Annotated in this window: 24 protein-coding genes and 1 pseudogene; 1 reads left to right on the top strand and 24 read right to left on the bottom strand. The window is 48.7% G+C overall.

Translation table 11 applies throughout. The features are described 5' to 3' along the window. Positions 1-144: 144 nt before the first annotated feature. Genes TOCE_RS01435 through TOCE_RS01415 form a run of 5 tightly spaced genes read right to left on the bottom strand, consistent with a single transcriptional unit; the run spans position 145 to position 5,703 of the window. Positions 145-1,071 (bottom strand): MOSC domain-containing protein, encoded by a 927-nt coding sequence (locus TOCE_RS01435; RefSeq protein ID WP_013275110.1) that lies wholly within the window; start codon positions 1,069-1,071, stop codon positions 145-147. Continuing rightward, complete coding sequence (moaC, locus tag TOCE_RS01430; RefSeq protein ID WP_013275109.1) at positions 1,059-1,553, bottom strand: cyclic pyranopterin monophosphate synthase MoaC; 495 nt, start codon at positions 1,551-1,553, stop codon at positions 1,059-1,061. Before moaC ends, TOCE_RS01435 begins: the two co-directional genes overlap by 13 nt. A 2-nt stretch (positions 1,554-1,555) precedes the next feature. Further along, positions 1,556-2,530: a GTP 3',8-cyclase MoaA gene (gene moaA, locus TOCE_RS01425; RefSeq protein WP_013275108.1), complete on the bottom strand. Its 975-nt coding sequence runs from the start codon at positions 2,528-2,530 to the stop codon at positions 1,556-1,558. Then, a complete protein-coding gene (locus TOCE_RS01420) occupies positions 2,531-4,456 on the bottom strand; it encodes a molybdopterin biosynthesis protein (RefSeq protein WP_013275107.1) in 1,926 nt (641 codons plus the stop codon). 14 nt (positions 4,457-4,470) lie between these two features. Next, positions 4,471-5,703, bottom strand: coding sequence for a molybdopterin molybdotransferase MoeA (locus tag TOCE_RS01415; protein ID WP_013275106.1), 1,233 nt, complete (start codon positions 5,701-5,703; stop codon positions 4,471-4,473). A gap of 162 nt (positions 5,704-5,865) precedes the next feature. On the opposite strand from TOCE_RS01415, the gene TOCE_RS01410 reads away from it, so the two are divergent. Beyond that, positions 5,866-7,128, top strand: a complete 1,263-nt coding sequence (locus tag TOCE_RS01410) for an MFS transporter (protein ID WP_013275105.1) — start codon at positions 5,866-5,868, stop codon at positions 7,126-7,128. Positions 7,129-7,134: 6 nt separating this feature from the next. Here TOCE_RS01410 and TOCE_RS01405 read toward each other — a convergent pair whose 3' ends face one another. From TOCE_RS01405 to TOCE_RS01325, 19 genes and pseudogenes are all read right to left on the bottom strand, one after another. After that, the gene (locus TOCE_RS01405; protein ID WP_013275104.1) at positions 7,135-7,827 is read right to left on the bottom strand and encodes a metal-dependent hydrolase; all 693 of its coding nucleotides are present in this window, start codon (positions 7,825-7,827) and stop codon (positions 7,135-7,137) included. A gap of 215 nt (positions 7,828-8,042) precedes the next feature. After that, positions 8,043-8,351, bottom strand: coding sequence for a PTS sugar transporter subunit IIB (locus TOCE_RS01400; protein WP_013275103.1), 309 nt, complete (start codon positions 8,349-8,351; stop codon positions 8,043-8,045). Beyond that, on the bottom strand, positions 8,348-9,040 hold the full coding sequence (locus TOCE_RS01395; RefSeq protein WP_013275102.1) for a copper homeostasis protein CutC: 693 nt from the start codon (positions 9,038-9,040) through the stop codon (positions 8,348-8,350). The genes TOCE_RS01400 and TOCE_RS01395 overlap by 4 nt, the downstream gene beginning before the upstream one ends. A gap of 17 nt (positions 9,041-9,057) precedes the next feature. Further along, on the bottom strand, positions 9,058-10,392 hold the full coding sequence (locus tag TOCE_RS01390; protein ID WP_013275101.1) for a PTS sugar transporter subunit IIC: 1,335 nt from the start codon (positions 10,390-10,392) through the stop codon (positions 9,058-9,060). A 112-nt stretch (positions 10,393-10,504) separates the two neighbouring features. Further along, positions 10,505-11,452 (bottom strand): glycosylasparaginase, encoded by a 948-nt coding sequence (locus TOCE_RS01385; RefSeq protein WP_013275100.1) that lies wholly within the window; start codon positions 11,450-11,452, stop codon positions 10,505-10,507. A 40-nt stretch (positions 11,453-11,492) separates the two neighbouring features. Further along, positions 11,493-11,801 (bottom strand): PTS lactose/cellobiose transporter subunit IIA, encoded by a 309-nt coding sequence (locus tag TOCE_RS01380; protein WP_013275099.1) that lies wholly within the window; start codon positions 11,799-11,801, stop codon positions 11,493-11,495. 133 nt (positions 11,802-11,934) lie between these two features. Further along, entirely contained in the window at positions 11,935-13,893 is a 1,959-nt protein-coding gene (locus TOCE_RS01375) for a BglG family transcription antiterminator (protein WP_013275098.1), read from the bottom strand. Between the two features lie 140 nt (positions 13,894-14,033). Beyond that, positions 14,034-14,753 (bottom strand): annotated as a pseudogene (locus tag TOCE_RS01370) (ABC transporter ATP-binding protein). Next, entirely contained in the window at positions 14,746-14,889 is a 144-nt protein-coding gene (locus tag TOCE_RS12365) for a hypothetical protein (protein WP_223156829.1), read from the bottom strand. Before TOCE_RS12365 ends, TOCE_RS01370 begins: the two are co-directional and overlap by 8 nt. Next, on the bottom strand, positions 14,880-15,110 hold the full coding sequence (locus tag TOCE_RS12360) for an ATP-binding cassette domain-containing protein (protein ID WP_223156828.1): 231 nt from the start codon (positions 15,108-15,110) through the stop codon (positions 14,880-14,882). The genes TOCE_RS12365 and TOCE_RS12360 overlap by 10 nt, the downstream gene beginning before the upstream one ends. 141 nt (positions 15,111-15,251) lie before the next feature. Beyond that, entirely contained in the window at positions 15,252-15,377 is a 126-nt protein-coding gene (locus tag TOCE_RS12830; protein ID WP_425358475.1) for a hypothetical protein, read from the bottom strand. Between the two features lie 97 nt (positions 15,378-15,474). Then, positions 15,475-15,969, bottom strand: coding sequence for an ECF transporter S component (locus TOCE_RS01360; RefSeq protein ID WP_013275097.1), 495 nt, complete (start codon positions 15,967-15,969; stop codon positions 15,475-15,477). 47 nt (positions 15,970-16,016) lie between these two features. Then, positions 16,017-17,045, bottom strand: a complete 1,029-nt coding sequence (gene trpS, locus TOCE_RS01355) for a tryptophan--tRNA ligase (RefSeq protein WP_013275096.1) — start codon at positions 17,043-17,045, stop codon at positions 16,017-16,019. Positions 17,046-17,137: 92 nt separating this feature from the next. Beyond that, positions 17,138-17,794 (bottom strand): DNA-3-methyladenine glycosylase family protein, encoded by a 657-nt coding sequence (locus TOCE_RS01350; protein ID WP_013275095.1) that lies wholly within the window; start codon positions 17,792-17,794, stop codon positions 17,138-17,140. Beyond that, positions 17,791-18,813 (bottom strand): NADPH dehydrogenase NamA, encoded by a 1,023-nt coding sequence (namA, locus tag TOCE_RS01345; RefSeq protein WP_013275094.1) that lies wholly within the window; start codon positions 18,811-18,813, stop codon positions 17,791-17,793. The genes TOCE_RS01350 and namA overlap by 4 nt, the downstream gene beginning before the upstream one ends. A 26-nt stretch (positions 18,814-18,839) precedes the next feature. Further along, positions 18,840-19,154: a hypothetical protein gene (locus tag TOCE_RS01340; RefSeq protein ID WP_342606905.1), complete on the bottom strand. Its 315-nt coding sequence runs from the start codon at positions 19,152-19,154 to the stop codon at positions 18,840-18,842. Positions 19,155-19,166: 12 nt separating this feature from the next. Further along, entirely contained in the window at positions 19,167-19,631 is a 465-nt protein-coding gene (locus tag TOCE_RS01335; protein ID WP_041423817.1) for a hypothetical protein, read from the bottom strand. After that, positions 19,603-20,574 (bottom strand): ABC transporter ATP-binding protein, encoded by a 972-nt coding sequence (locus TOCE_RS01330; RefSeq protein ID WP_013275093.1) that lies wholly within the window; start codon positions 20,572-20,574, stop codon positions 19,603-19,605. The genes TOCE_RS01335 and TOCE_RS01330 overlap by 29 nt, the downstream gene beginning before the upstream one ends. A 71-nt stretch (positions 20,575-20,645) precedes the next feature. After that, positions 20,646-21,527: a DMT family transporter gene (locus tag TOCE_RS01325; RefSeq protein WP_013275092.1), complete on the bottom strand. Its 882-nt coding sequence runs from the start codon at positions 21,525-21,527 to the stop codon at positions 20,646-20,648. Positions 21,528-21,537 lie beyond the last annotated feature (10 nt).

Below are 21,537 nucleotides of genomic sequence, written 5' to 3'. Positions count from 1 at the left end.
CGCCGGCAATCTTTTAAAGTTCCACTTATTATTTTACCCGGTAATTACCACAATATTCATGGAATGTTACTTTTAGACAGCAAAATCCTACGCTCCCGGTAAGAACCCGGCCAACCCGTCCCGGGGCCTTGCCGACTTCAAGGTTTAGTGTCTATCCGGTCTGCCGCAGTCCCTCACGCGGCCCCTGAGGAGCTCAACGGCGTGGGGGAGTGCCGGCAGCACCACTTCGAGGTTTTCTCTCACAGCTTTGGGGCTTCCCGGCAGGTTTATGATAAGGGTCCTGCCGCGGATGCCGGCCACGGCCCTTGAAAGCATGGCGTTCGGCGTTTTTTCGAGGCTTTTTTGCCTCATGGCTTCCGGTATGCCGGGAACCTGTTTTTCGACGACGGCTAGGGTCGCTTCCGGCGTGTTGTCCCGCGGGGAAAGTCCGGTCCCGCCGGTAGTGAGGACGAGGTCCAGCCCCTTTTCGCACATCGCCAGGAGGGAGTTTTTTATCGCCTCCAGATCGTCGGGAACCATGACGTATTCCTCGATCCTTCCGTTCACGGCCTCCATCATTTCCTCTATCACCTTGCCGCTCAGGTCCTCCCTCTCGCCTTTTGCTCCCCTGTCGCTGGCGGTCAGTATCCCCACCCTGATCACGGGTATCACTTCTATCTCATCCCCAGCCGAAACCACTCCGCCCCGGAGTACCCGGGCGAAAATGCCTTCTTTCGGCATTATGCAGTCTCCGGCCTGGCGATATATGGCGCACCTTTCATGGCACTCCTTGCCGATCTGGGTTACTTCCAGTAGGACATCGTTTATCCTGAGCCTGGTTCCAACCGGTAGGCTGGAAAGGTCTATGCCTTCGGTGGTGATGTTTTCGGCAAAATCGCCGGGCCCCACCGAAAGGCCTTTTTCCCGCATTTTATCGATGCTCTCTAAAGCCAGGAGGCTCACCTGCCGGTGCCATGCACCGGCGTGGGCGTCTCCCTCAATGCCGAAACCTTCTATCAGCATGGCTTTCCCCACATCGCGCTTTTTCTCTCCCTTTTTCTCGCTCACGCAAACGGCCACTACTTTTCCCACGGCACCTCTTCCTCCCTCCTGAAGTCCCCGCTCGTACCTCCGCTCTTTTCGACGAGCTGGATGTTTTTAATGACCATATCTTTGTCCACTGACTTGCACATATCGTATATGGTGAGGCAGGCAGCCGAGACCGCCGTGAGGGCCTCCATCTCGACACCCGTCCTGCCGGTACACTTAACCCGGGCCTCAACGGCCACGGCGCTTCTTTCATCTATGATACTAAAATCCATGTCGACACCGGTTAGAGTAATATTGTGGCACATGGGGATGATATCCGGCGTCTTCTTTGCCGCCATTATCCCCGCCACCTGGGCTACAGCCAGCACATCGCCCTTTTTTATCCTTCCTTCCTTTATCATGCTGAGGGTTTCGGGTTTCATGAATACATACCCTCGCGCCACAGCAGTGCGAACTGTTTCGCCCTTTCCGCTTACATCAACCATTCGGGCCCTGCCTTGCCCGTCGAAATGGGTAAATTCCATTTTCATCCCCCTATCTGGCACATGGTCCTTCCGGGTTTTCCGAAACGAACCGCGTTCATCCTGTGACCGTCGGGCTTTCTCATGAGCGCACCGGTAAAGATCCTCCTCAGATCCTCGCCGCTGGCACCGCCCCGCAGCGCCGCCTTTACGTCGAATTCCTCTTCCGAATCAAGACACACCTTCAGCTTCCCGTCGGAGGTCAGCCTGACGCGGTTGCACTCAGCGCAAAAATGACGGGTCATGGGGGCGATAAATCCTATAAAACCTTTGGCTCCGGGCAGCCTGTAGTAAACGGCCGGCCCCTTCCCTTCCTCAGGATATTCCACAGGCTCGAGTTCCCCACCCAAGGACCGGCTTATACGGCCGGCGGGCACAAAGTTCATCCGCGCTTTTTTGGATTCGCCGACGGGCATGAGCTCTATGAATCGTACCGTCAGGTTGCGCTCAATTGTAAGTTTTGCAAAATCCATGATCTCATCGTCGTTAAACCCCTTTATCACGACGCAGTTTATTTTTACGGGCTCCAGGCCATTTTCCAGCGCGGCGTCAATGCCCTTTAGCACGCTCTTCAGGTCACCGCCCCTGGTCACCCGCCCAAACCTTTCGGGCCTCAGGCTGTCAAGGCTGATGTTAACCCTGTTAAGCCCGGCGCTTTTCAAATCCGCCGCCATTCCGGCAAGCAGGGAACCGTTGGTAGTCATGGCTATGTCTTTTACCCCCGGGATGCGCCGGACCATGCGCACAAAATCCGCAATGCCCTTTCTCACCAGAGGCTCGCCGCCGGTAATCCTGACTGTAGATATTCCAAGGGGTACTATCGCCTCTAAAAAACGGGCAATCTCTTCAAAGCGAAGTATGTCTGCGCAGGTCTTCGGCATCACCCCTCCTTCCGGCATGCAGTAGATACACCTGAAGTTGCACCTGTCGGTAACCGAGACCCTGATATAGTCGATTTCCCTTCCGAACCGGTCCTTCACTCAATCGCCCCCAATCAATTCGCCGGTCCTGGACGTGTCGTATCCGCCCAAGGATTCGATTTTCCTTTTGAACTCTTCGGACCTTAAAATCTTCAATACCTTCTGTATGGAATCCATGGGGTAGAATTCGTGGGGTATGGCAATGTCAAACCTTTCCGGAGCCACCGGTACAAAGTCGAGGTCCATGGCCCTGGCGGCAGCCAAAATCCCAAGTCCCGCGTCAGCCATACCACCCGCCACTGCGGCCGCCACTGCGAGATGTGTGTATTCCTCCTTGCCGTAACCCCTGATGCGTCCCGGATCGATGTCCAGCTCTTTGAGCTTCAGGTCCAGCAGTATCCTGGTGCCGGCCCCCTTCTGGCGGTTCACGAAGGTCACGTCTTCCCGGACCAGGTCTTCTATGCCCCTTATGCCTTTTGGGTTACCCTTGGCCACCATGAGGCCCTGCTGCCGGTAGGCCAGGTTTACCAGCACCACCTTGCGGCCCGCCAGGTATTTCCGGATATAGGGCAGGTTGTACTCACCGGTTTCGGGGTCCAGCAGGTGAAGGCCAGCCATGTGGGTCTCTCCCCGCATAAGAGCCATTATTCCGCCCATGCTCCCCACGTGGGCTGAGGAAAGGGTGATCTCCGGGTAAAGCCGTTTCAGTTCGTTGGCCAGCAGGTCTATCGTGACGTCGTGGCTACCGATCATGAGCACGGTGTTCTCGATCTCTTCCCTATCCCTTAAAAGTTCGACCTCAACGGACTCACCCGACTCTATGCCCTCCCTGGATTCGGGTATCCTCACAATGCCGTCGGCCCTCACCACCGACATTATTACTCCGGCCCCACGGGAGAGGGGCGAAGCTATGAATTCGCTGCCCATCCTCCCCACCTTGACCCTGAGAAATTCCAGGGTTCCTATGGAAGAAACTACCCGCCGGGAGAGCCTGGCCCTTATCTTATGCCTGCCGGGCACCGGCAGGCCCTGCATCCGGTAAACGATGGGTTTTACAAAGAGCTCCATGGCAAGATAAGCCGAAACCGGATAGCCGGGAATGCCTATTACCGGTTTACCGGCGATCCGGCCGAGGACCACCGGCTTCCCGGGTTTTATGGCGACGCCGTGCACCAGGAGCTCGCCCATAGCCCTGATGCACTTTGCCGTGTAGTCTTCCGAACCCGCCGAAGAGCCCGCATTAATCACGACCACGTCGGCAGCGGAAAGGCCCTCCTCTATCCTCCGTTTTATCAATTCAAAATCGTCTTCTGCCTTTTCCAGGACCAGGGCCTCTCCGCCCCATTCCTCCACGAGGCCCGAGATCATGGCGGAATTGGACTCAATTATATCGCCCGGCTTCAAGGGCTCGCCGGGGTTGACCAGCTCGGTGCCGGTGGGTATAACGGCAACCCTGGGTTTTTTTCTCACCCTGACGGCGGTATGGCCGGCGGCCAGGATTGCGCTTAAATCCTGGGGCCTCAGGCGGTGGTTTTCCGGGACTACCAGTTCCGCAGCCGCTATGTCCTCGCCTATGCCCCTTACGTTGTCCCAGGGGGAACAGGGCGCCACTATCTCCACCTCACCATCGCCCAGGGGATGGACTTCCTCAATCATTATTACCGCGTCACACCCGGGCGGTAATGGGTCTCCGGTATCTACGTAGTGGAAATTCACGCCTTCCTTCAATCTCACCGGGTTCTTTTCACCGGCCCCGAAGGTATCTTTCGCCGAAACGGCTATACCATCCATGGCCGCGGCGCTGTAATGGGGGGAGGATATCCTGGCGAAAACCGGTTCGGCGGTAATCCTGCCCAGGGCCTGCCTTACGCTTACTACTTCCGCTCCGGTAAGCCGAAGGGCTCCGGACTCCTCAAGGTCAACGAAAAATCTATCTACAGCCTCTGCCAATGACACGTTTTCCAAATACACTTCTCTTTCCTTCACGCTCTTCAACCCCCTCAGTACAGCTCCACCTCGATGTATTCCCCTTCCCCGACGCCCAGCTTTTCGGGTGGTATCCTGGCGAGGCCGTCGGATTCAACCATGGTGGAAATCAGGCCCGATTTCCCCAGAATGGGTTTTGCCCAGAGTTCCCCGTCCCTTTCCTCCAGCTTCACGCGGATAAAGTCCTCCCTGCCGGCGGCCGAGGCTACGTTCCGGGCGACCCTGGCTCTGACATTGATTTTCCCGTAATTTGCGGGCCTTCCCAGCATGGCAGAGATAAGCGGCCTTACCACCAGCTCGAAGATGACCATTGCCGACACCGGGTGACCCGGAAGCCCTACCACCGGCTTGCCCATTACCGCGCCGAGTATGGTGGGTTTGCCGGGTTTTACCGCAAGGCCGTGCACCACGACGCCGGGCTCTCCTAAGCTCTCTATAACTTTCACGGTCAGGTCCCGGCTCCCTACAGAGCTCCCGCCCGAAAGCACCACTAAGTCGCTGCTTGCCAGGGCTTCCACCATCACCCTGCAGAGCCCATCAAAATCGTCTCCGACAACACCGTAGGTGCGCGGTATCCCTCCCCATTTCCGGACCTGGGCCGAAAGGGAGTAGGTGTTCATATCGCGGATCTCACCGGGCTTGATCTTCTCACCCGGAGGCCTGACCTCATCCCCCGTTGATATCACGGCGACCACCGGCAAAGCGGCCACCCTCACCTTTTGCCGCCCTATACCGGCCAGGACTGCCAGGTCCTGGGGCCTGAGGGTATGGCCCTTAGGCAGCACGAGGCTACCTTCTTTTACGTCCTCGCCCCTGAATATCACGTTTTCTCCCGGCGCCACCGGTCTTTCCACGACTAGGGTGCCGTCATCAAATTGTTGTGTATATTCAAGCATAACGACCGCATCGGAACCCTCCGGCAGCATCCCTCCGGTGGAAATCTTCACGGCCTGGCCGGGTTTCAGGGTGATGTCCGGCCGTTCTCCCATCCTTATCTCTCCTACCAGTTTCAGCAACGCCGGCATGGATTCTCCTGCACCAAAAGTATCCCGGGCCATGACGGCGTAGCCGTCCACCGTAGAACGGTCAAAGGCCGGTATGTCTTCAGGAGAATACACATCTTCCGCAAGCACCCGGTTCAATGCCTCAAGGAGCAGGACCTCCTCGCTCTTCACCGGTATATTCCCTAAGTTTTCTTTGAGCGCTTCCAAAGCGTCCCTTACGGTCCTGGCATCGAAAAGTCGCATACCGAAAACTCCTTTGAATAGCGTTTTAAAAATATTTGCATAATGTGATATATTCGCTACTTGGGCTTTCGAATCCTCCCGGCCGTCTAAAAATATTTTCGATACAGAGAGGAATAAACGCCCTTATGTCGAACATAAAATCTGGAAATGGGGGTTTTCGAAGTGGAAAAAAGAACGATGTCGGAAAAGGAATTTTACAACAATTTCAACGCGCTGAGCTACGATGCCATTTTCTTTGCGGTGTTTAACAGTTTTGTGGAACCCGGAACGGTGGTCGCGTCTTTTGTGAGCAACCTCACCAGTTCGCCGGTACTGATCGGCCTCACCACCACCATAAGGAACTGCGGCTGGTTTTTGCCCCAGCTACTGGTGGCCCGGAGGGCCGAGGCATTACCCCGGAAAAAACCCCTTGTGGTCGTCGCCGGAGGGCTATTGAGACTTGCCGCCGGGATGATGGCGCTATCGACCCTCATCGCCGCGAAAAATCCCGCGCTGGCCCTAACGCTGTTTTATGTATTCTTCATCGTAATGGCGTTCTCGGACGGGGTGGGCGGAGTTCCCTGGATAGACCTCTTCGCCAAGTCCATACCTCCGGAAAGGCGGGGAACGTACTATACCAAAACCCTATTCCTGGAGGGCAGCCTGGCTTTCGGCGCCGGATTCCTGGTTAAAGCCATCCTGAGCAGCGATCGCTTTTCCTTTCCCTACGATTATTCTGTCATATTTTTACTGGGATTTATTTGTTGTACTATATCCTACCTTTCTTTTTTAAGGCTGAAGGAAGTCGAAGACGGAGCGCCGCGCCAGTGCGAAAGCCTCGTAAAATACCTGATGGGCATACCTCAGGTTTTCAAGAAAGACCGCGACTTCAGGCTCCTGATAGTGGTAAACACTCTCCTCAGGTTTTTCTTCATGCCGTTGCCGTTTTACGTAATATTCGCCCAGGAGGCCCTGAAGGTCTCCCAGGACAGCGTCGGCATTTTTGTATCCGCCCAGATGCTGGGCTACATTCTGGCCGGCGTCTTTTTCGGCAGGATCAACGACTTTTACGGCAGCAGGAGTGTGGTGATGCTGACGGCAAAGCTTACAGCTATGCCACCGGTATTGGCTCTGCTGAGCCTGCTCCTTTACAGGCTCAACCTCCCCTCCCTACCACTTTACGTCCTGCTATTCATCCTTATAGGTGCCACATACAGCGGCATCTGGGTAGGCATCTACAACTATCTACTAAAAATCGCTCCAGAAGAAAAAAGGCCCCTTTACATAGGCCTTTTAAACACACTGACAGCGCCCACCACGTTCCTTCCGCTGCTGGGCGGGGTCATAATCCAATTTTTATCCTACGTCCACCTATTTGTTATAACGGCGGTGCTGGTGTTTTCGTCGGTGGTTGCCGCTTACGCCCTGCGGGAATTGGACGCTTAGCAAATCTCAATTTACCGTGATCGTCTCTCCCGGCGCCAGTATAACCACCCTGGCTCCTGTTTTCCCCTCAACTTTTTTCTTAAATTCCTGCGGGTCCTTTTTTATGATATCGAAGGTGTTGTAATGCATGGGAATAACCGTCTTCGGCTTTAAAAATTCCACGGCCCTCACGGCGTCGTCTATACCCATGACGAAATTGCCGCCGATGGGCAACATCGCCACGTCCAGCGAAACCTTTTCCCCTATGAGCCTCATATCCCCGAAAAGGCCGGTGTCCCCTGCGTGGTATAAAGTCTTGCCCTCGATCTCCAGGAGAAATCCACAGGGGTTTCCCATGTAGACGATCTGGTCGCCGATAAGCTCGCCGGAACCGTGCATCGCCGGTGTGAGCTGCAGCCAGCCGAAATCAAAGGTATAATCCCCGCCTATGTGCATCGGGTGGACCTTCGCACCTTTAGACTGGCAGTAAGTTGCAAGCTCGTAGGGAGCGATTATGGTGGCATTACTGGCCTTTGCTATTTCTATCGCATCCCCCAGGTGATCCCCGTGGCCGTGGGTCACGAGTATGTAGTCCACCTTCACCTGTTCGGGCTTTATGTCGGAAAGAGGGTTATCCTTCAGCCACGGGTCAATGATGAGATTGAACTTAGACGAGCTTATTGTGAAACATGCGTGGCCGTGAAACGTAAGAGAAACCATAGGCATACCTCCCTTACAAAAAGTCTCTGCCAACAATTTATATCAGAATTAGAAAGTAGTCAATTTAATTTACGAAAAAACTTTGGGGTAAATTCTCTTCCGGATATCCTGCCTAAACTTTTTTCAGCCTGTCTAAAATAGATAAAACAAAAAAAGTCATGGCTTAAAACGAACCATGACCTCATAATTTACAACGTGAAAATGTTTTAATAAATTTATTCCCTTTTTGCCAGTTCCAACGCCATATCCAGTACGGCTTCTCCGTTCATACTCCCATAAATTTGAGAATTTATTACCTCAACAGGAATCCCTTTTGGAGTTGCTATTTCTCTGACTTCATCAAGAACATACCTTGCCTGCGGTCCCAGTAGTATTACATCCGCATTATCCAGTTCTTCGTACATATCAGAAGTAGATAATGCAACAATATCGGCATCGATGTTTCTTTTAGCCGCAGCCTTTTTCATTCTGTTCACCAGCATACTCGTCGACATTCCCGCAAAACAGATCAATACTATTTTCATAAATTGTCGCCCTCTTCTCTAACAATTTTAATAATATCTTTAAGGCTATGTTCGTTAATTTCACCAAAAGGAGATCTATTATCCCGCACAGCAGTTCCAAAATGGAACACTTTTACTCCCGTTTCCTTAACCACCCGACCTATGTTTTCAAAGTTTAAACCTCCTCCAACCATAACACTTATATGACCAGAGTTTTTTATCATTTCCCTTATTTTCGGGATATTTTCGACAATGCTTCCTTTCCCTCCAGAAGTTAAAACAGTCTTGATATGTGTATATCTCGAAAGTATTCTGATTCCATTAATAGGGTCCTCCAATTCGTCAATCGCCCTATGGAAGGTTACATCTAGACCATCACATAAATTAAGCAACTCTTCAATAAAACCCTCGTGTATTTCTTTTTTTTCATTAAGAGCTCCGATTACCACTCCATTTGCTCCTAATTCTTTCGCTATTCGAATATCTTCCTTCATTATCTCGATTTCTTCCCGGGTATATATAAAAGATTTCGAATGCGGCCTTATCATAACATTTACCGGAATTCTCACCGACTTTACCACTTTATCTATCATTGCATAGCTCGGCGTCAATCCACCTTCAGTAAGAGCGCTAACGAGTTCTATTCTGTCGGCTCCACAGGCTTCAATGCGTTTTGCATCTTCCGGAGTCATGGCGATAACTTCAATCATTATTCAATTCTCCTGTCTCATAATTTTAAACTTTCACCTTTATTATAGACCTTTTCATTTTCTTCGGCTACTCTTTTTTTATCCATTATCGCTATAAACGGCCACCATATTAACATCACAATCAGGATATCTACAATTTGAAGAATAGCTCCGGATATATGTCCGGTAATTAAGAAACCCTGAATTATCGGAGGAGTGGTCCACGGTATAATAACCCCGGTGGGCCTTGCTACAAGATTAAGGGCCATCGCCTCATAATTGACTATTGTAATGGCAACTGGTCCAAGTATAAGCGGGATTATCCCGATGGGGTTCAAGACTACCGGCAAGCCGAACATTATTGGTTCGTTTATATTGAACAACCCTGGCGCCAGGGACATCTTTCCAAGCTCTCTATACTGCTTAGATTTAGCTCTAAACATGAGTAAAAAGACTACTGCCAAGGTTGCACCAGCACCGCCTATCCATATCATGTCGAAAAACTGCTCCGTAATTATATTCGGGGGAAGTTTTCCCGCTTCAATTGCTGCGAGATTAGCATCCTGCAACGGTACCCAGAACGGCCTCATGATACCGTTGACTATAGTGCCGCCATTAAGCCCTATGGACCAAAGCAGACTTATAGAAAACACCGTACCTATGGCCCCTAACAGGTTGTTGGCTACCATTGACTGCATGGGAAGAGATACTAGCTTGTAAATGAAATCATGAATGTACTGATACGGCGTTTGGAGAAACAGTAACCTTACCAGCAGCATTGTAACTATTATCACAAAACCGGGTACAAGGGCTGAAAAAGCTCTCGAAACGGCAGGAGGCACACCTTCGGGCATTTTAATGATAATTCCCTTTTTTATAAAGTAATTGAACATCTCTGTTACAACTAAGGCTGTTATAATAGCTACAAGTATACCGTTAGTCCCGTACCATCCACCGACGGTTATTACTCTTGAAACAGTATGAGTGGTGCCGTTTATGTCTATTGTTGTCGTAATAGGCGTTAAAAGGATAAAGGAAGCGATACCGAGCATGGCGGCGGAAAATGAGTCAATTCTATATGATTGTGCCAGCTTGTATGATATGGATGCTACAATATAAAGTGACATTATGTCATAGGTTACCCTTTTGGGCAAAATAATGAATTGATTAAATTCCTCTCCAAACAATTTTACCTGCAGTTCCTGCCATCCGGGTGCGGGGAAATCCTGAATAATTATAAACAGAGAACCGATAATTAAGAACGGCATGAAGGAAATAAAACCGTCTCGTATGGCCGCAAGATGCCTCTGCCCAGCCAGTTTTGTGGCAAAAGGGGCAAACTTGTTTTCCAGAAAATCTTGAATTTTTTTCATGCCCTTTTCTCCTTCCTGGTAATTTTATTGATATCTCGTTTAACAGGAAATTTAAAGTTTATATCTTTCTTTCAGCAAAGTATTTAAGGTTAATCTTTAAATTAAAGGATGATTATACTGGACTTGTAATTTTTCTCTGATACTCTTGAAGCCATTCCTCCGACGCCTCTTCGCAGATAACCCTACCGTTTTCGGGATGAGCCAGATATACTTTCGGCATACTGTCATCGGTTGCCACTACAAAAGAGAATTCTACATTGGTACCAACCCCCCATTCTCCTTTATTATTTATACACACCAGAGATATTGCTCCCGCTTTACCGCTCCTTTGCCTCAGTTTTTCACTAAAGTTGAAAACCGCTTTCTCGGCAGCTGTCTGAGGATCTATCCCACTTTCCATCAATCGAACCGCCTCATATGAAAGGCATCCCTTCATTATATCCTCCCCAAGGCCCGTTGCCACAGCACCCCCAACTTGGCTGTCCACATATAACCCCGAACCGCAAATCGGTGAATCCCCCACCCTTCCCCTTTTTTTCATAAATAGTCCACTTGTTGACGTGGCCGCGGTCATATGTCCTTTTTTGTCGAGGCATACAACACCTACTGTGTCATGTCCGTCGTACGGGCTGAGGTTTTTCTCATAAATTTCTTTGACTCTTTTTTCCCAAATTTTCTTCGCCCTGTCCGTTAACATGTTCTTTCTCTCAAAGCCGTTTTTATGAGCGTACTCCTCCGCTCCGCTTCCGACAAGAAATATATTGAATTTTTCATGGCTCAATTTCCTGGCTATGGATACGGGGTTTTTAAAATCCCGTATTCCGCCAACCGCACCAAAAGACAGAGTATCTCCGTCCATAAAAGCCGCGTCGAGTTCCACTTCACAATTTTCATTGGGAAGGCCGCCGTATCCCACGGATTTGTACAGTGGAAAGTCCTCGACGATTTTAACGGCCTCCTCCACAGCATCGCCAGAATCTCCACCATGTTTCAATATTTCTGTTGCAGCAATTATGCCCTCAAGAGACATTCGCCAAGTGCCTATTATCGCCCATTTCATACATATCTTCCTTTCGACACTTTGATTTGGAAAACCAAAATCAACCAAGCCTTTTATATAAATTTATAATTTCTCTTATAAGCGGTTTTGCCAGCATGGCGTTCATAATATGGTCCTGAGCGTGTACCATTAAAATTGAATATTCAGATTTATTTCCCCGAGATTCTTCTGCTATTAATTCCGTCTGCACTTTATGGGCTTGTAACAAAAAATCATCCGCCTTTTGCATCAACTGTTCGGCTTCTTCAAATTTACCGTTTCTTGAAAGTTTCATAGCTTCGAACATCATCGATAACGAATCTCCTGCCGCTGATATTATCCGAAAAGCTATTTCTTCTATTGATTCCATTCAATTCACCTTCCAATTTTTCTTTTAAACACCCACATTATAAGCTTATTAAAAAAAATACATCAAATAAGTTTTTTCCTAATGAATCGGAAATTTACAAACAAAAAACTTCGCAAAACTGCGAAGCCCTTTATTAATTCTCATAATTTAAATTTAATAATCTTGACTTGAAATCGTAAAAATCCCGGGATTCTATTAGACTATTTACTCCTCCGGGCCTGTCAATGGCATCAATGATATGATTGTACAAAAAATCCAATTTTTTTCTGTCTCCTGGCTTTATTGCAAACATCAGGACAAGCTGAACTTTGTGCTTCCCCCACATAATGGGTTTGTCAAGGATGGCAACCGAAATCACCGTTTCATAGGCACTAATAAGAACTGGGTGGGGTATTGCCACAAGATTACCGAAGGATGTCGAGGATAGCTTCTCTCTTTCTATAACAAGTTGGGGATAATTTTGGGGAACATAACCTTTTTCATGAAGCTCTTTTGCCATAAAATCAATAACCTGAAATTCATTTTGAAACACAAGGTTTTTGTAAAAAAGTTCTTCTTTGAAAAACTTGTCGGCTTCACTGCGTAAACTTTCAGCTTTACTTTCTGCATAATAGAGATTTAAAGTCTTATCAATCAATTTCTTGTCCTTCTCATCAAGAAAGGGCGATATTACAATAGTATTTATAGGAAGGTCATGTTCAAGCGGTACTGTAGTAAATATAAAGTCGGGGTTATCTTTTTTAATAGAATCGAGTTCCATGAATGAAAAAACCCCTAGAACTTTTATCTTTTCTTTATATATCGAATTAATTTTAGAAAGAAGTATATTAGATGTAGTATACCCTGTCGGGCAAACAATAGCTACTCTTTTGGGGAAGTTTTGTTTTTCCGTGTACCTCTCAAATGCAGCCCCAAGATGGAGGGCAATAAAACCTATTTCATCTTCATTCACTTGTAAACCGGTTAACCTGTAAAATTCTCTTGCAAGGAAGACAGCTATTTCAAAAATAAAAGGATATCGCCTTTTTAAATCTTCCAGTAAAGGGTTCCTCAGAACCATTCCATTTTTAATCCTGCAATACATTATTTTTAAATGAAGACATAAACCGATCAATAGAGTATCATCACGCGTAAAATCTATGCCGTATTCCGTAGCTATTGAATTCAGCAAAGCCACTGTTAAGGAGATATAGTATGGTTCAACGATATCTTTTAATTCATCGCGGTTTGTACAGGTACATTGTATCTTTTCTCTACCTAGAATAAGGTATGAAACATATAATACCTCTTCCGGCGGAAATTTAATCTGAAATTCATCCTCCAGTTTTGTACATAATTCCTTTGCTATTTTATATTCCATTGTATTTACCATATTTCTGCAACTAGTATAGATGTCCAGAAGGTTTTTATTCTTTATCCTATCTACAGTTATTGCAATATGAATTAAAAGATTTACTACAGCCATTTCGTTTATGGAAAAACTGTATTTTTTAACTGTTTCTAACAGGTGTTTTTGAATTAAATCTAAATCAACATCCTTGAAGTATTTCTTATATTTTGATACATCAAAGAAACTGCCGTTTGTTTCTTTGAATAACAGCTCGCTTAGTAAACTTCTCTTATCTTTTTCACTCCCCTTGAGAAAAATTTTTGAGGACTTTTTAATAACTTTTAAATCCCTGTTGTTTGCACTCACTATCTTGTTTATACGCTTCAAATCACCGACTATAGTTGATTCGCTTACCATAATTTCATCAGCGAGTTGGTAAATGTCTAATTCTTTTTTATCAAAAATTAACTTTTTCAGAATGTAGTTTACCCTTTCATCAGGATTGTCAGGCGAATCAACCCTAGCCAGTTTTAATATTTCCCTTGCTTTTTCGCAGTTTTTAATACGGTAACCTTTACTTTTCATTGAGGTAATAATTTCTTCATTATCTTTTGTAAGAGAGTTTATGTATGCAATATCATTTCTCACCGTTCTGTCGGTTACCCCTAGGGCTGCAGCGATCTCTTGCCCTTTTACCCAGTCTTTTCGAGTCAACAGAAATCTCAATAACGTTTTTTGCCGCGTATAAAGATAATATTCCAAAAGTACACCCCCTTTTTTATCGTTATTTACACGAGTTTCTTCAAGTATGTTACGGCGAGCTATTCACCTTATCATGGAAATTATAACTCATGTCGAAGCACGTCGCCAAGTTAAATAGCCCTCAAAAGAGGGCTTTCGTTCTAACCGCAGTTATTCACGTTCACTCCGAGGTATGATTCCTTTACGCCCGGATCGTTGATGAGGTCGGTAGCTCTGCCGCTTTTTACTATACTGCCCTGTTCCAGCACATACCCTCTGTCGGCGGTAGCAAGGGCTTTGTAGGCGTTCTGCTCCACCAGCAGGATGGTTTTCCCCAGGCTCTTTATATCTTTGATCACCCGGAATATGGTCTCCACCATAACGGGTACCAGGCCCAGCAAAGGCTCGTCGAGGATAATCAGCTCGGGGTTGCTCATCAGCCCACTACCTATGGCCAGCATCTGCTGCTCCCCGCCGGAAAGGGTCCCCGCCATCTGCTTTTCCCTTTCCTTCAGGCGCTGAAAGAGTTAGTACACCTTTTTCAGGTCACGCTTTATCCCTTCTTTATCACTCCTCACGTAGGCTCCTAACATGAGGTTGTCCTTCACTGTAAGGTTTGCGAAGATCGGCCTGCCCTCGGGAATCTGCACGATACCCCTCTTGACTATGAGGTGGGGAACCTTCGGCAGCGGCTCTCCCTTGAAAAATATGCTGCCTTCCCTGTACCTCACGATTCCCGAGACAGCGTTTAAAAGCGTCGACTTTTCCGCGCCGTTGGCGCCTATTATCGTAACTATTTCCCCTTTGCTCACCGATATGCTGACGCCTTTGAGGGCGTGCATGCCGCCGTAATTGACGTGTAGGTTCTTGATTTCAAGCACCTGGCATCCCCCCTTCGCTCAGGTACGCTCGGATTACCAGCGGGTCCTGCTGGATCTTTTCGGCAGGTCCTTCGGGCAGTTTTTTGCCGGAGTTAAGCACAATTATATTGTTGCAGATGCCCATTATCAGGTCCATGTGTGGTGCTCTATGACGAGTATGGTGCAGCCGAACTCGTCCCTGATCCGGCGGATCAGGTTCATCAACTGCAGCGTCTCGTCGGGGTTCATGCCCGCGGCGGGCTCGTCGAGCAAAAGGAGTTTAGGCTTCAGCGCCAGGGCTCTGGCGATTTCCAGTCTTCGCTGGAGCCCGTAAGGGAGAGAATTGGCCACCTTATCCTTCCACACGAAAAGTTCCATAAGCTCAGCAGCCGGTCAGCGAATTCTTTTAGTTCCCTTTCCCGCCGCTTGAATTTTTTCAACCTCAGAGCCGCGTCAAATATGCCGTAGTCGGCGTTGTGATGGCAGGCGGTCAGCACATTCTGGTAAACCGTGAGGTTTTTAAAGAGCCTGATGTTCTGTAACGTCTGTTATTCCCATTCCGGCTATTACGTGGGGCTCTTTGTTATGGATTGGGGTATTTTTGAAATATATGGAACCACTTGTGACTTTGTAAATTCCCGTTATGAGGTTGAATATGGTTGTCTTACCGGCCCCATTAGGTCCTATTAGTCCCCAAATGTATTTTGTACATAAAAAGAGCCCTTGCGGGCTCTGTATAAATTTACATCTCTTTTGCCTTCGCGAAACTACGTTGGAGCAAAAATATTAACGTTACGCCGATGGCCCCTCCCAGTAGGGCTGTGAAAAGCTGTGGGAGCGTAAACGCCTGTACGACCGGTGGGGGCACCCTGACGCCGAACCACTTAAGGATGTATATAACCGAAATCGAAAGCCAGGCGTATTTTGCCACAGCGGCAAGCAGCACCCCTATCACGGCGTTCTTTTGGGAAGAATAAAGCCATACGTATAAGGCATTTCCCGCCATTATGAAGGGAACCATGGGCGGGAACTTGAGGATGCCCACCAAAAGCGCGATAAGAGGAGTTAAAAGTCCGATGGTTATACCCGAAAAAACGCCAACGGTACCAGCTGCGATCAGCAGCATGGCGTTCACCAGCGACCCGGTTATGAGTTGTGGCATTTTAAGGTACTGCAACATAAGGGTTACCGCCAGTAAGAGAGCGGTCCTGGTTAAAAATTTGGTGTCATATTTCACGAAAATTCCCCCTTCGCTTCAGGTTTCCCCTCACGTCAGGATGAAGTCTAAAGACCGGGTCCTTTAAGGCCCGTATTCGGGCAAGGAACCAGGCCTATTTTATCGTAAACCTTTTTCAGTGTCTCCCGGGCAAGTTCTTGGGCTCTTTCCGCTCCGTTTTTTATGACGCTTTCCATGTAGTCCTTATTGGCCATCAGCTCGTCGTATTTTTCCCGTATAGGCCTGAGCTTATCAATTACCACTTCCGCTACAGCTTTTTTAAATTCGCCGTAACCCTTTCCCTCAAATTCCCTCTCTATCTCTTCAAAAGACCTGCCGGTTACGGCGGCGTATATGTTCATGAGGTTACTTATCCCGGGTTTTCTCTCCACGTCGTATCTTACCACGGCTTCCGAGTCGGTGACGGCCCTCTTGAACTTTTTCATTATCACATCGGGCGGGTCCAGCAGCAGAATATAGCTGTTTTCGTTTTCATCGCTTTTAGACATCTTTTTGGTGGGTTCCAGGAGGCTCATTATCCTGGCGCCGACTTCGGGGATATAGGGCTCCGGTATTTTAAAAACTTCTCCGTATAAATTGTTGAACCTGGTTGCGATATCCCTAGTCAGTTCAACGTGCTGTTTTTGGTCTTCGCCTACGGGCACCAGATCCGTCTGGAAAAGCAGTATGTCAGCGGCCATAAGCACCGGGTAGGTAAAGAGGCCGGCATTTATATTGTCCTGGTGCTTTCTTGCCTTTTCCTTAAACTGGGTCATCCTGCTCAGTTCGCCCATATAGGTGTAACAGTTTAGAATCCACGCCAGTTCCGCATGGGCGCTGACGTGGGATTGAAAGTACACCACGTTTTTTTCGGGGTCCAGGCCACAGGCCAGGTACTGAGCCAGGAAGGAATAGCACCGTTCCCGGAAAACTTTTGGGTCCTGCCTTACGGTCAGCGCGTGGAGGTCCACGATACAGTATATACAGTCGTACTTATCCTGAAGTTCAACCCAGTTTTTTATCGCCCCCAAAAAGTTTCCCAGGGTAACGGAACCCGAAGGCTGGGCACCGCTGAAAATTCTCTTTTTACCGCTCATCTTTACTTCCCCATCCTATCCTGTATATTTTTATATATTTTACATCGGAAAGGTATATAATACAAGCGCGTCCAAATAAATCCACCACTACTTTATTCTCCTGCCACGTCTTTTTCGTCCACAATCCCCCTGTTTTTGGCTTCCCAGAGGTACAGCGACGCTGCCGTCCTGTAAGGCTTCCACCTCTGGCTGCACTCGATGAGAAATTTTTTGTCGGGCCAATCGGAAAGCCCGTAAAGCCATTTCACGGCCCTCTGAAGCCCCAGGTCCGCTACGGAAAAGACATCGGGCCTTCCCAGGGAAAATATCAGGAACATTTCGGCGGTCCACCGCCCGATCCCCTTTACCCGAACCAGAGCTTCTATCACTTCCTCATCGGCCATGGAGTCGATTTTATCAAGGTCCAGGATGCCGGATAGGACCTTTTCCGACAGGTCTTTAATATATTCTATTTTTTTCTTCGACAATCCTGCGCTCCTCAGTTCGTCCTCGCTTAAACTCAAGATTCTCGCGGGCGTCACCTCGCCGCACAGGTCCTGCAGCTTTCGCCAGATGCTATCCGCGGCCTTCATGGAAAGCTGCTGCCCTACTATAGACTGGACAAGCGACTGAAAATAGTCCTCCTCCAGCTCCAGCGAATAATCACCGATGAGGTGTATAAGATAGGCCATTTTTTCGTCGGCTTTCGAAAGGGCTTTCAAAGCCGGGTCATCCTTTTGGAATCTTAAAATCTTTTTGCGTGAAATCATTTCCTGCTCCTTTCATACTGTTCGGGCCACTTAATATCATCGCCGAGCTCTTTTGCGGCGCTTAAAGGCCAGTAGGGGTTTCTCAAGAGCTCTCTGCCTAAATATACCATGTCTGCCCTCTCGTTTTGCAGGATTTCTTCGGCCATTTCGGGCACCGTGATGAGCCCGCCGGCTATTACGGGGAGTCCCGTCATTTTTCTTATGGTTTCCGCAAACCTTACCTGGTATCCGGGGTAAGCTTTTATCGTTGCCGGCACCACCGCTCCGGAGCTGACATCGATTATATCCACCCCTTCGCCCTTTACCAGGTTTATGATATTAGCGAGATCTATATCATGATTCCCGCCCTCCGCATAGTCTTCGGCGGAAACCCTGACCATGAGAGGCTTTTCTTCAGGCCATACTTCCCTTACAGCCCTTATAACTTCTCTCAAAAACCTCGCCCTGTTTTGGAGGTTTCCTCCGTATTCGTCGGTCCGCTTGTTGGTGAGAGGGGAGAGAAATTCGCTTATAAGATAGCCGTGGGCGCCGTGAATCTCTATGATATCGAATCCGGCCCTGTACGCTCTATAAGCTGCGGCTTTGAATGCGCTTACCACTTCTTTTATATCCTCTTTGGTCATCTCCCGGGGCACGCCGTAGGTTTCGTCGAAGGCTATGGGGCTCGGGGCGATAAGATCTTCGCCCGGCGCGCCGCACTTTCTTCCGGCATGGGCAAGCTGTATGCCTATTTTTGCTCCGTGTTTTTTAACTTCTGATGCTATCTCCGCAAGCCCTTCTATATGAGCGTCGTCCCATATACCGAGATCCCTTTCGGATATCCTTCCTCTTTTTTCCACGGCCGTGGCCTCCATGATGACAAGACCAACCCCGCCGATGGCCCTGGTGGCGTAGTGGATCAAATGCCAGGAGTTTGGAAAGCCCTTATCATCGGAGCTGTACATGCACATGGGCGGCATGACGATCCTGTTTCTCACTTCCATATCTTTTATTTTTATTTTGGAAAAAAGCTTGGACATAACATTCCCTCCTTTTTGGAAGTTTATCAATGGCTGCCGAGCAGGCCGTTTTTCCGGACGAGCCTTGCAAAATGCGAGAACACTAAAAGTCCTACTGCAAGGCAAATTAAAGATGTAAAGGCCAGCATGAGCCACAGCTCTGAGGGTACGGGCAATCCCATCATGCTCAACCTCGCGATATGCATGCCCTGGGTAACGGGAAGGCTCCGGGAAATCCAGCCGAAGATTTCCGGCAGCATATCCGGAGGATACAGCATTCCTGAAATAAAGAATATCAGCGTCTGGAATAAGATCACTACCCTGTTAACCCTCTTGACGTATAGGGCAAATCCCGCAAATATGTAGCCGAGCCCTTACATCCCGACGAGAGTTAAAGATAGTGCGGCCAGTGCTCCCGCCGTCACGTCGATCGACACCCTGAAAAGTAGAAAGAACACCCCACAAATCACAAGAATGAAAGCCGTAGTAGTGACAACGTGTCCTATTGCTTTCCCGGCCAGTAGCAGTGCAGGCGGTGCCACTGAAGTAAATTTGTGCTCCAATATTCCCCTTGCCGCCTCGATGGAAATATCGTTGCCCATGACGCTGAGCGCACTTGCTGAATAATACCAGAAAAGGTATCCTAAAAGTACGAGCGGTCGGGTCTCAGTCCTTGTCACTCCATAGGCGGCGCCCATGTCGGAATAGCCTCCTAGAAATATTATCATCCCAAATATTATTATATCTATCATAAGTTCGCTGAGGAAGTTCGCCTTATAATACCAGCTCTCCTGGATTTCCCGTATCATCTCAGCCGTCGCAGCGCGAAGCGCTTTCATTTACATCCACCTCCCCGGGTGGTAAATTCTGAAGAACGACACGGCGGTAAAGCTCCATGAGATTTCTCTTAACGGGAAGAACCGATCTGACGATGAGGCCGATTTCACTCATAACCTCCAAAATGCGGCTTGCCGGCACGGATTGAGGCACCTCCACCTTCAGCATGGCCCCGCTAATGTCAATTACGCGGAACCCCGCAAGTTCGAGCTTTCTGGCATCTTCGTGGGTTGCATCGTACGATAAATATATGTGGTAATACCGCATTTCTTCCTGTTTTTCCGGTTCTTCCAGCCTCACATTCCCCACCACGCGCCCCTGTTTCATGAGATACACGCGGTCGGCCACTTCCTCTATAAACCCCAGATTGTGGGAGGAAATCAGTATTGAGAGCTTTTTCTCCAAAAGCGACCTTATGATTCCGGAAAGGTGTATTGTATTTTCCACATCAAGGCCGTTGGTGGGTTCATCAAGAATCAAAATTTTGGGATCATGCGCCAAAGCAGTTGCTATAGCCGCCCGCTGCCTCTGCCCGTGGGACAGGGTGGCTACCCTCCTGTCCCATAATTCCTTGAGATCGAATATTTCCCCCAGGTATTCGAATTTTGCCTTGACTTCTCCGGAGGCGGCTCCTTTTAAGTGTGCAAAGTACATTAAGTTCTGGCGCACCGTGAGGCCCCAGGAGAGGCTCCTTTCCGTATCGAAGACCGAACCTAAAAAATTTGCAAACTCCCGGGAGTTTTTAACCGGCCGGCCGCCGATGTAAATTTCCCCGGAGTCCTGAAGGATGATGCCGTTGATGATCTTTATCAGGGTGGTTTTGCCGGACCCGTTAGGACCCAATAGCCCCACCACCTCACCTTCCATCACCTCCAGGGAGACACCGGCGAGAGCTGTAACGGGCGGTTTCTTATAAGTTTTTTTAATGTTACATACTTTGAGCATCCCCCTCCCCCTTCCCCTAACCTTTTATATTACCCCCTGTAACGGTTCCCAGGGGTATTATCGACAGATCATCAAAGGGTTTCCGTTTTAAGTCCGTAAGCAGGGGAAAGCTCGGTTATCAGTACCCCTGCCAGTATCAGCGCAAAGCCTGCGAGGGCTTTGAACGTTACGGGCTCACCCCAGAAGAGGAAGGAAAATACACCGGCAAATACCGCTTCCTGGCACATGATGACTGCCGCGTGGGTCGAGGTGGTGTATTTCTGCGCAACGTTCTGGACGAGAAAAGCGCCTGCTGTGCAGCATATAACCGCATACAGTATCGCGATCCACATCGATAAATCCAGCGTTACGGGCATGGGCTCGGTCAAGGCACCGACAAAGAGCGACAGCATTCCGGTTATACCCGTTTCAAGGATTGCGAGGTTAATCGGATTGCCCCGCCTGGCGTAGTATTCGGTGCTCACTATCTGCATGGCAAAAAATACGGCGCAAAGCAGTGTAAGAAAATCCCCTACATTTACCCTTAACCCGCCTTCCAGGGAGATGACACCCAATCCTGCAAAAGTGACGGCAGCCCCCAACACCTGGTACCAGCCGGGGAACTTTTTGTTTACAAAGTACGCCAGAAACGGCACCATTACTACATTGCTTCCCGTTATGAACCCGGACTTGGCCGGTGTGGTATAAATAAGCCCCACCGTCTGGGTGGCAAACCCCAGGAAGAGAAAAAGGCCTATGATGCTACCTCCGATTATATCCCTTTTATCCACTTTTTTTATATTTTCATTGAAGACGGCTGCAAGGACGAGAAAAGCCAGCAAAAACCTCACGGCAAGGTACATGAAAGGCGTTATCCTCTGAAGGGCGTTTTTCATTACGACAAAGTTGAGCCCCCACGCCATGGTGACTAGGAGCAGAGCCCCATCCGCCAGAAGGCTCTTTTTTATCCTCATCTTTTACTAC

This window comes from Thermosediminibacter oceani DSM 16646, from assembly GCF_000144645.1.
GTDB lineage: Bacteria > Bacillota > Thermosediminibacteria > Thermosediminibacterales > Thermosediminibacteraceae > Thermosediminibacter > Thermosediminibacter oceani.
Note: the sequence above shows the minus strand (reverse complement) of the source record. Positions and strands in the feature narration are given on the sequence as shown.

Bases quoted from the DNA above. Each gene is read 5' to 3' on its own strand.
- TOCE_RS01325 (WP_013275092.1), bottom strand. From the start codon at position 21,527: ATGAGGATAAAAAAGAGCCTTCTGGCGGATGGGGCTCTGCTCCTAGTC.
- TOCE_RS01405 (WP_013275104.1), bottom strand. From the start codon at position 7,827: ATGGTTTCTCTTACGTTTCACGGCCACGCATGTTTCACAATAAGCTCG.
- TOCE_RS01385 (WP_013275100.1), bottom strand. From the start codon at position 11,452: ATGAAATGGGCGATAATAGGCACTTGGCGAATGTCTCTTGAGGGCATA.
- TOCE_RS01400 (WP_013275103.1), bottom strand. From the start codon at position 8,351: ATGAAAATAGTATTGATCTGTTTTGCGGGAATGTCGACGAGTATGCTG.
- TOCE_RS01390 (WP_013275101.1), bottom strand. From the start codon at position 10,392: ATGAAAAAAATTCAAGATTTTCTGGAAAACAAGTTTGCCCCTTTTGCC.
- namA (WP_013275094.1), bottom strand. From the start codon at position 18,813: ATGTCCAAGCTTTTTTCCAAAATAAAAATAAAAGATATGGAAGTGAGA.
- TOCE_RS01330 (WP_013275093.1), bottom strand. From the start codon at position 20,574: ATGCTCAAAGTATGTAACATTAAAAAAACTTATAAGAAACCGCCCGTT.
- TOCE_RS01380 (WP_013275099.1), bottom strand. From the start codon at position 11,801: ATGGAATCAATAGAAGAAATAGCTTTTCGGATAATATCAGCGGCAGGA.
- TOCE_RS01350 (WP_013275095.1), bottom strand. From the start codon at position 17,794: ATGATTTCACGCAAAAAGATTTTAAGATTCCAAAAGGATGACCCGGCT.
- trpS (WP_013275096.1), bottom strand. From the start codon at position 17,045: ATGAGCGGTAAAAAGAGAATTTTCAGCGGTGCCCAGCCTTCGGGTTCC.
- TOCE_RS12365 (WP_223156829.1), bottom strand. From the start codon at position 14,889: ATGGACCTGATAATGGGCATCTGCAACAATATAATTGTGCTTAACTCC.
- TOCE_RS01415 (WP_013275106.1), bottom strand. From the start codon at position 5,703: ATGCGACTTTTCGATGCCAGGACCGTAAGGGACGCTTTGGAAGCGCTC.
- TOCE_RS12360 (WP_223156828.1), bottom strand. From the start codon at position 15,110: ATGGAACTTTTCGTGTGGAAGGATAAGGTGGCCAATTCTCTCCCTTAC.
- TOCE_RS01395 (WP_013275102.1), bottom strand. From the start codon at position 9,040: ATGATTGAAGTTATCGCCATGACTCCGGAAGATGCAAAACGCATTGAA.
- moaC (WP_013275109.1), bottom strand. From the start codon at position 1,553: ATGGAATTTACCCATTTCGACGGGCAAGGCAGGGCCCGAATGGTTGAT.
- TOCE_RS01335 (WP_041423817.1), bottom strand. From the start codon at position 19,631: ATGAAAGCGCTTCGCGCTGCGACGGCTGAGATGATACGGGAAATCCAG.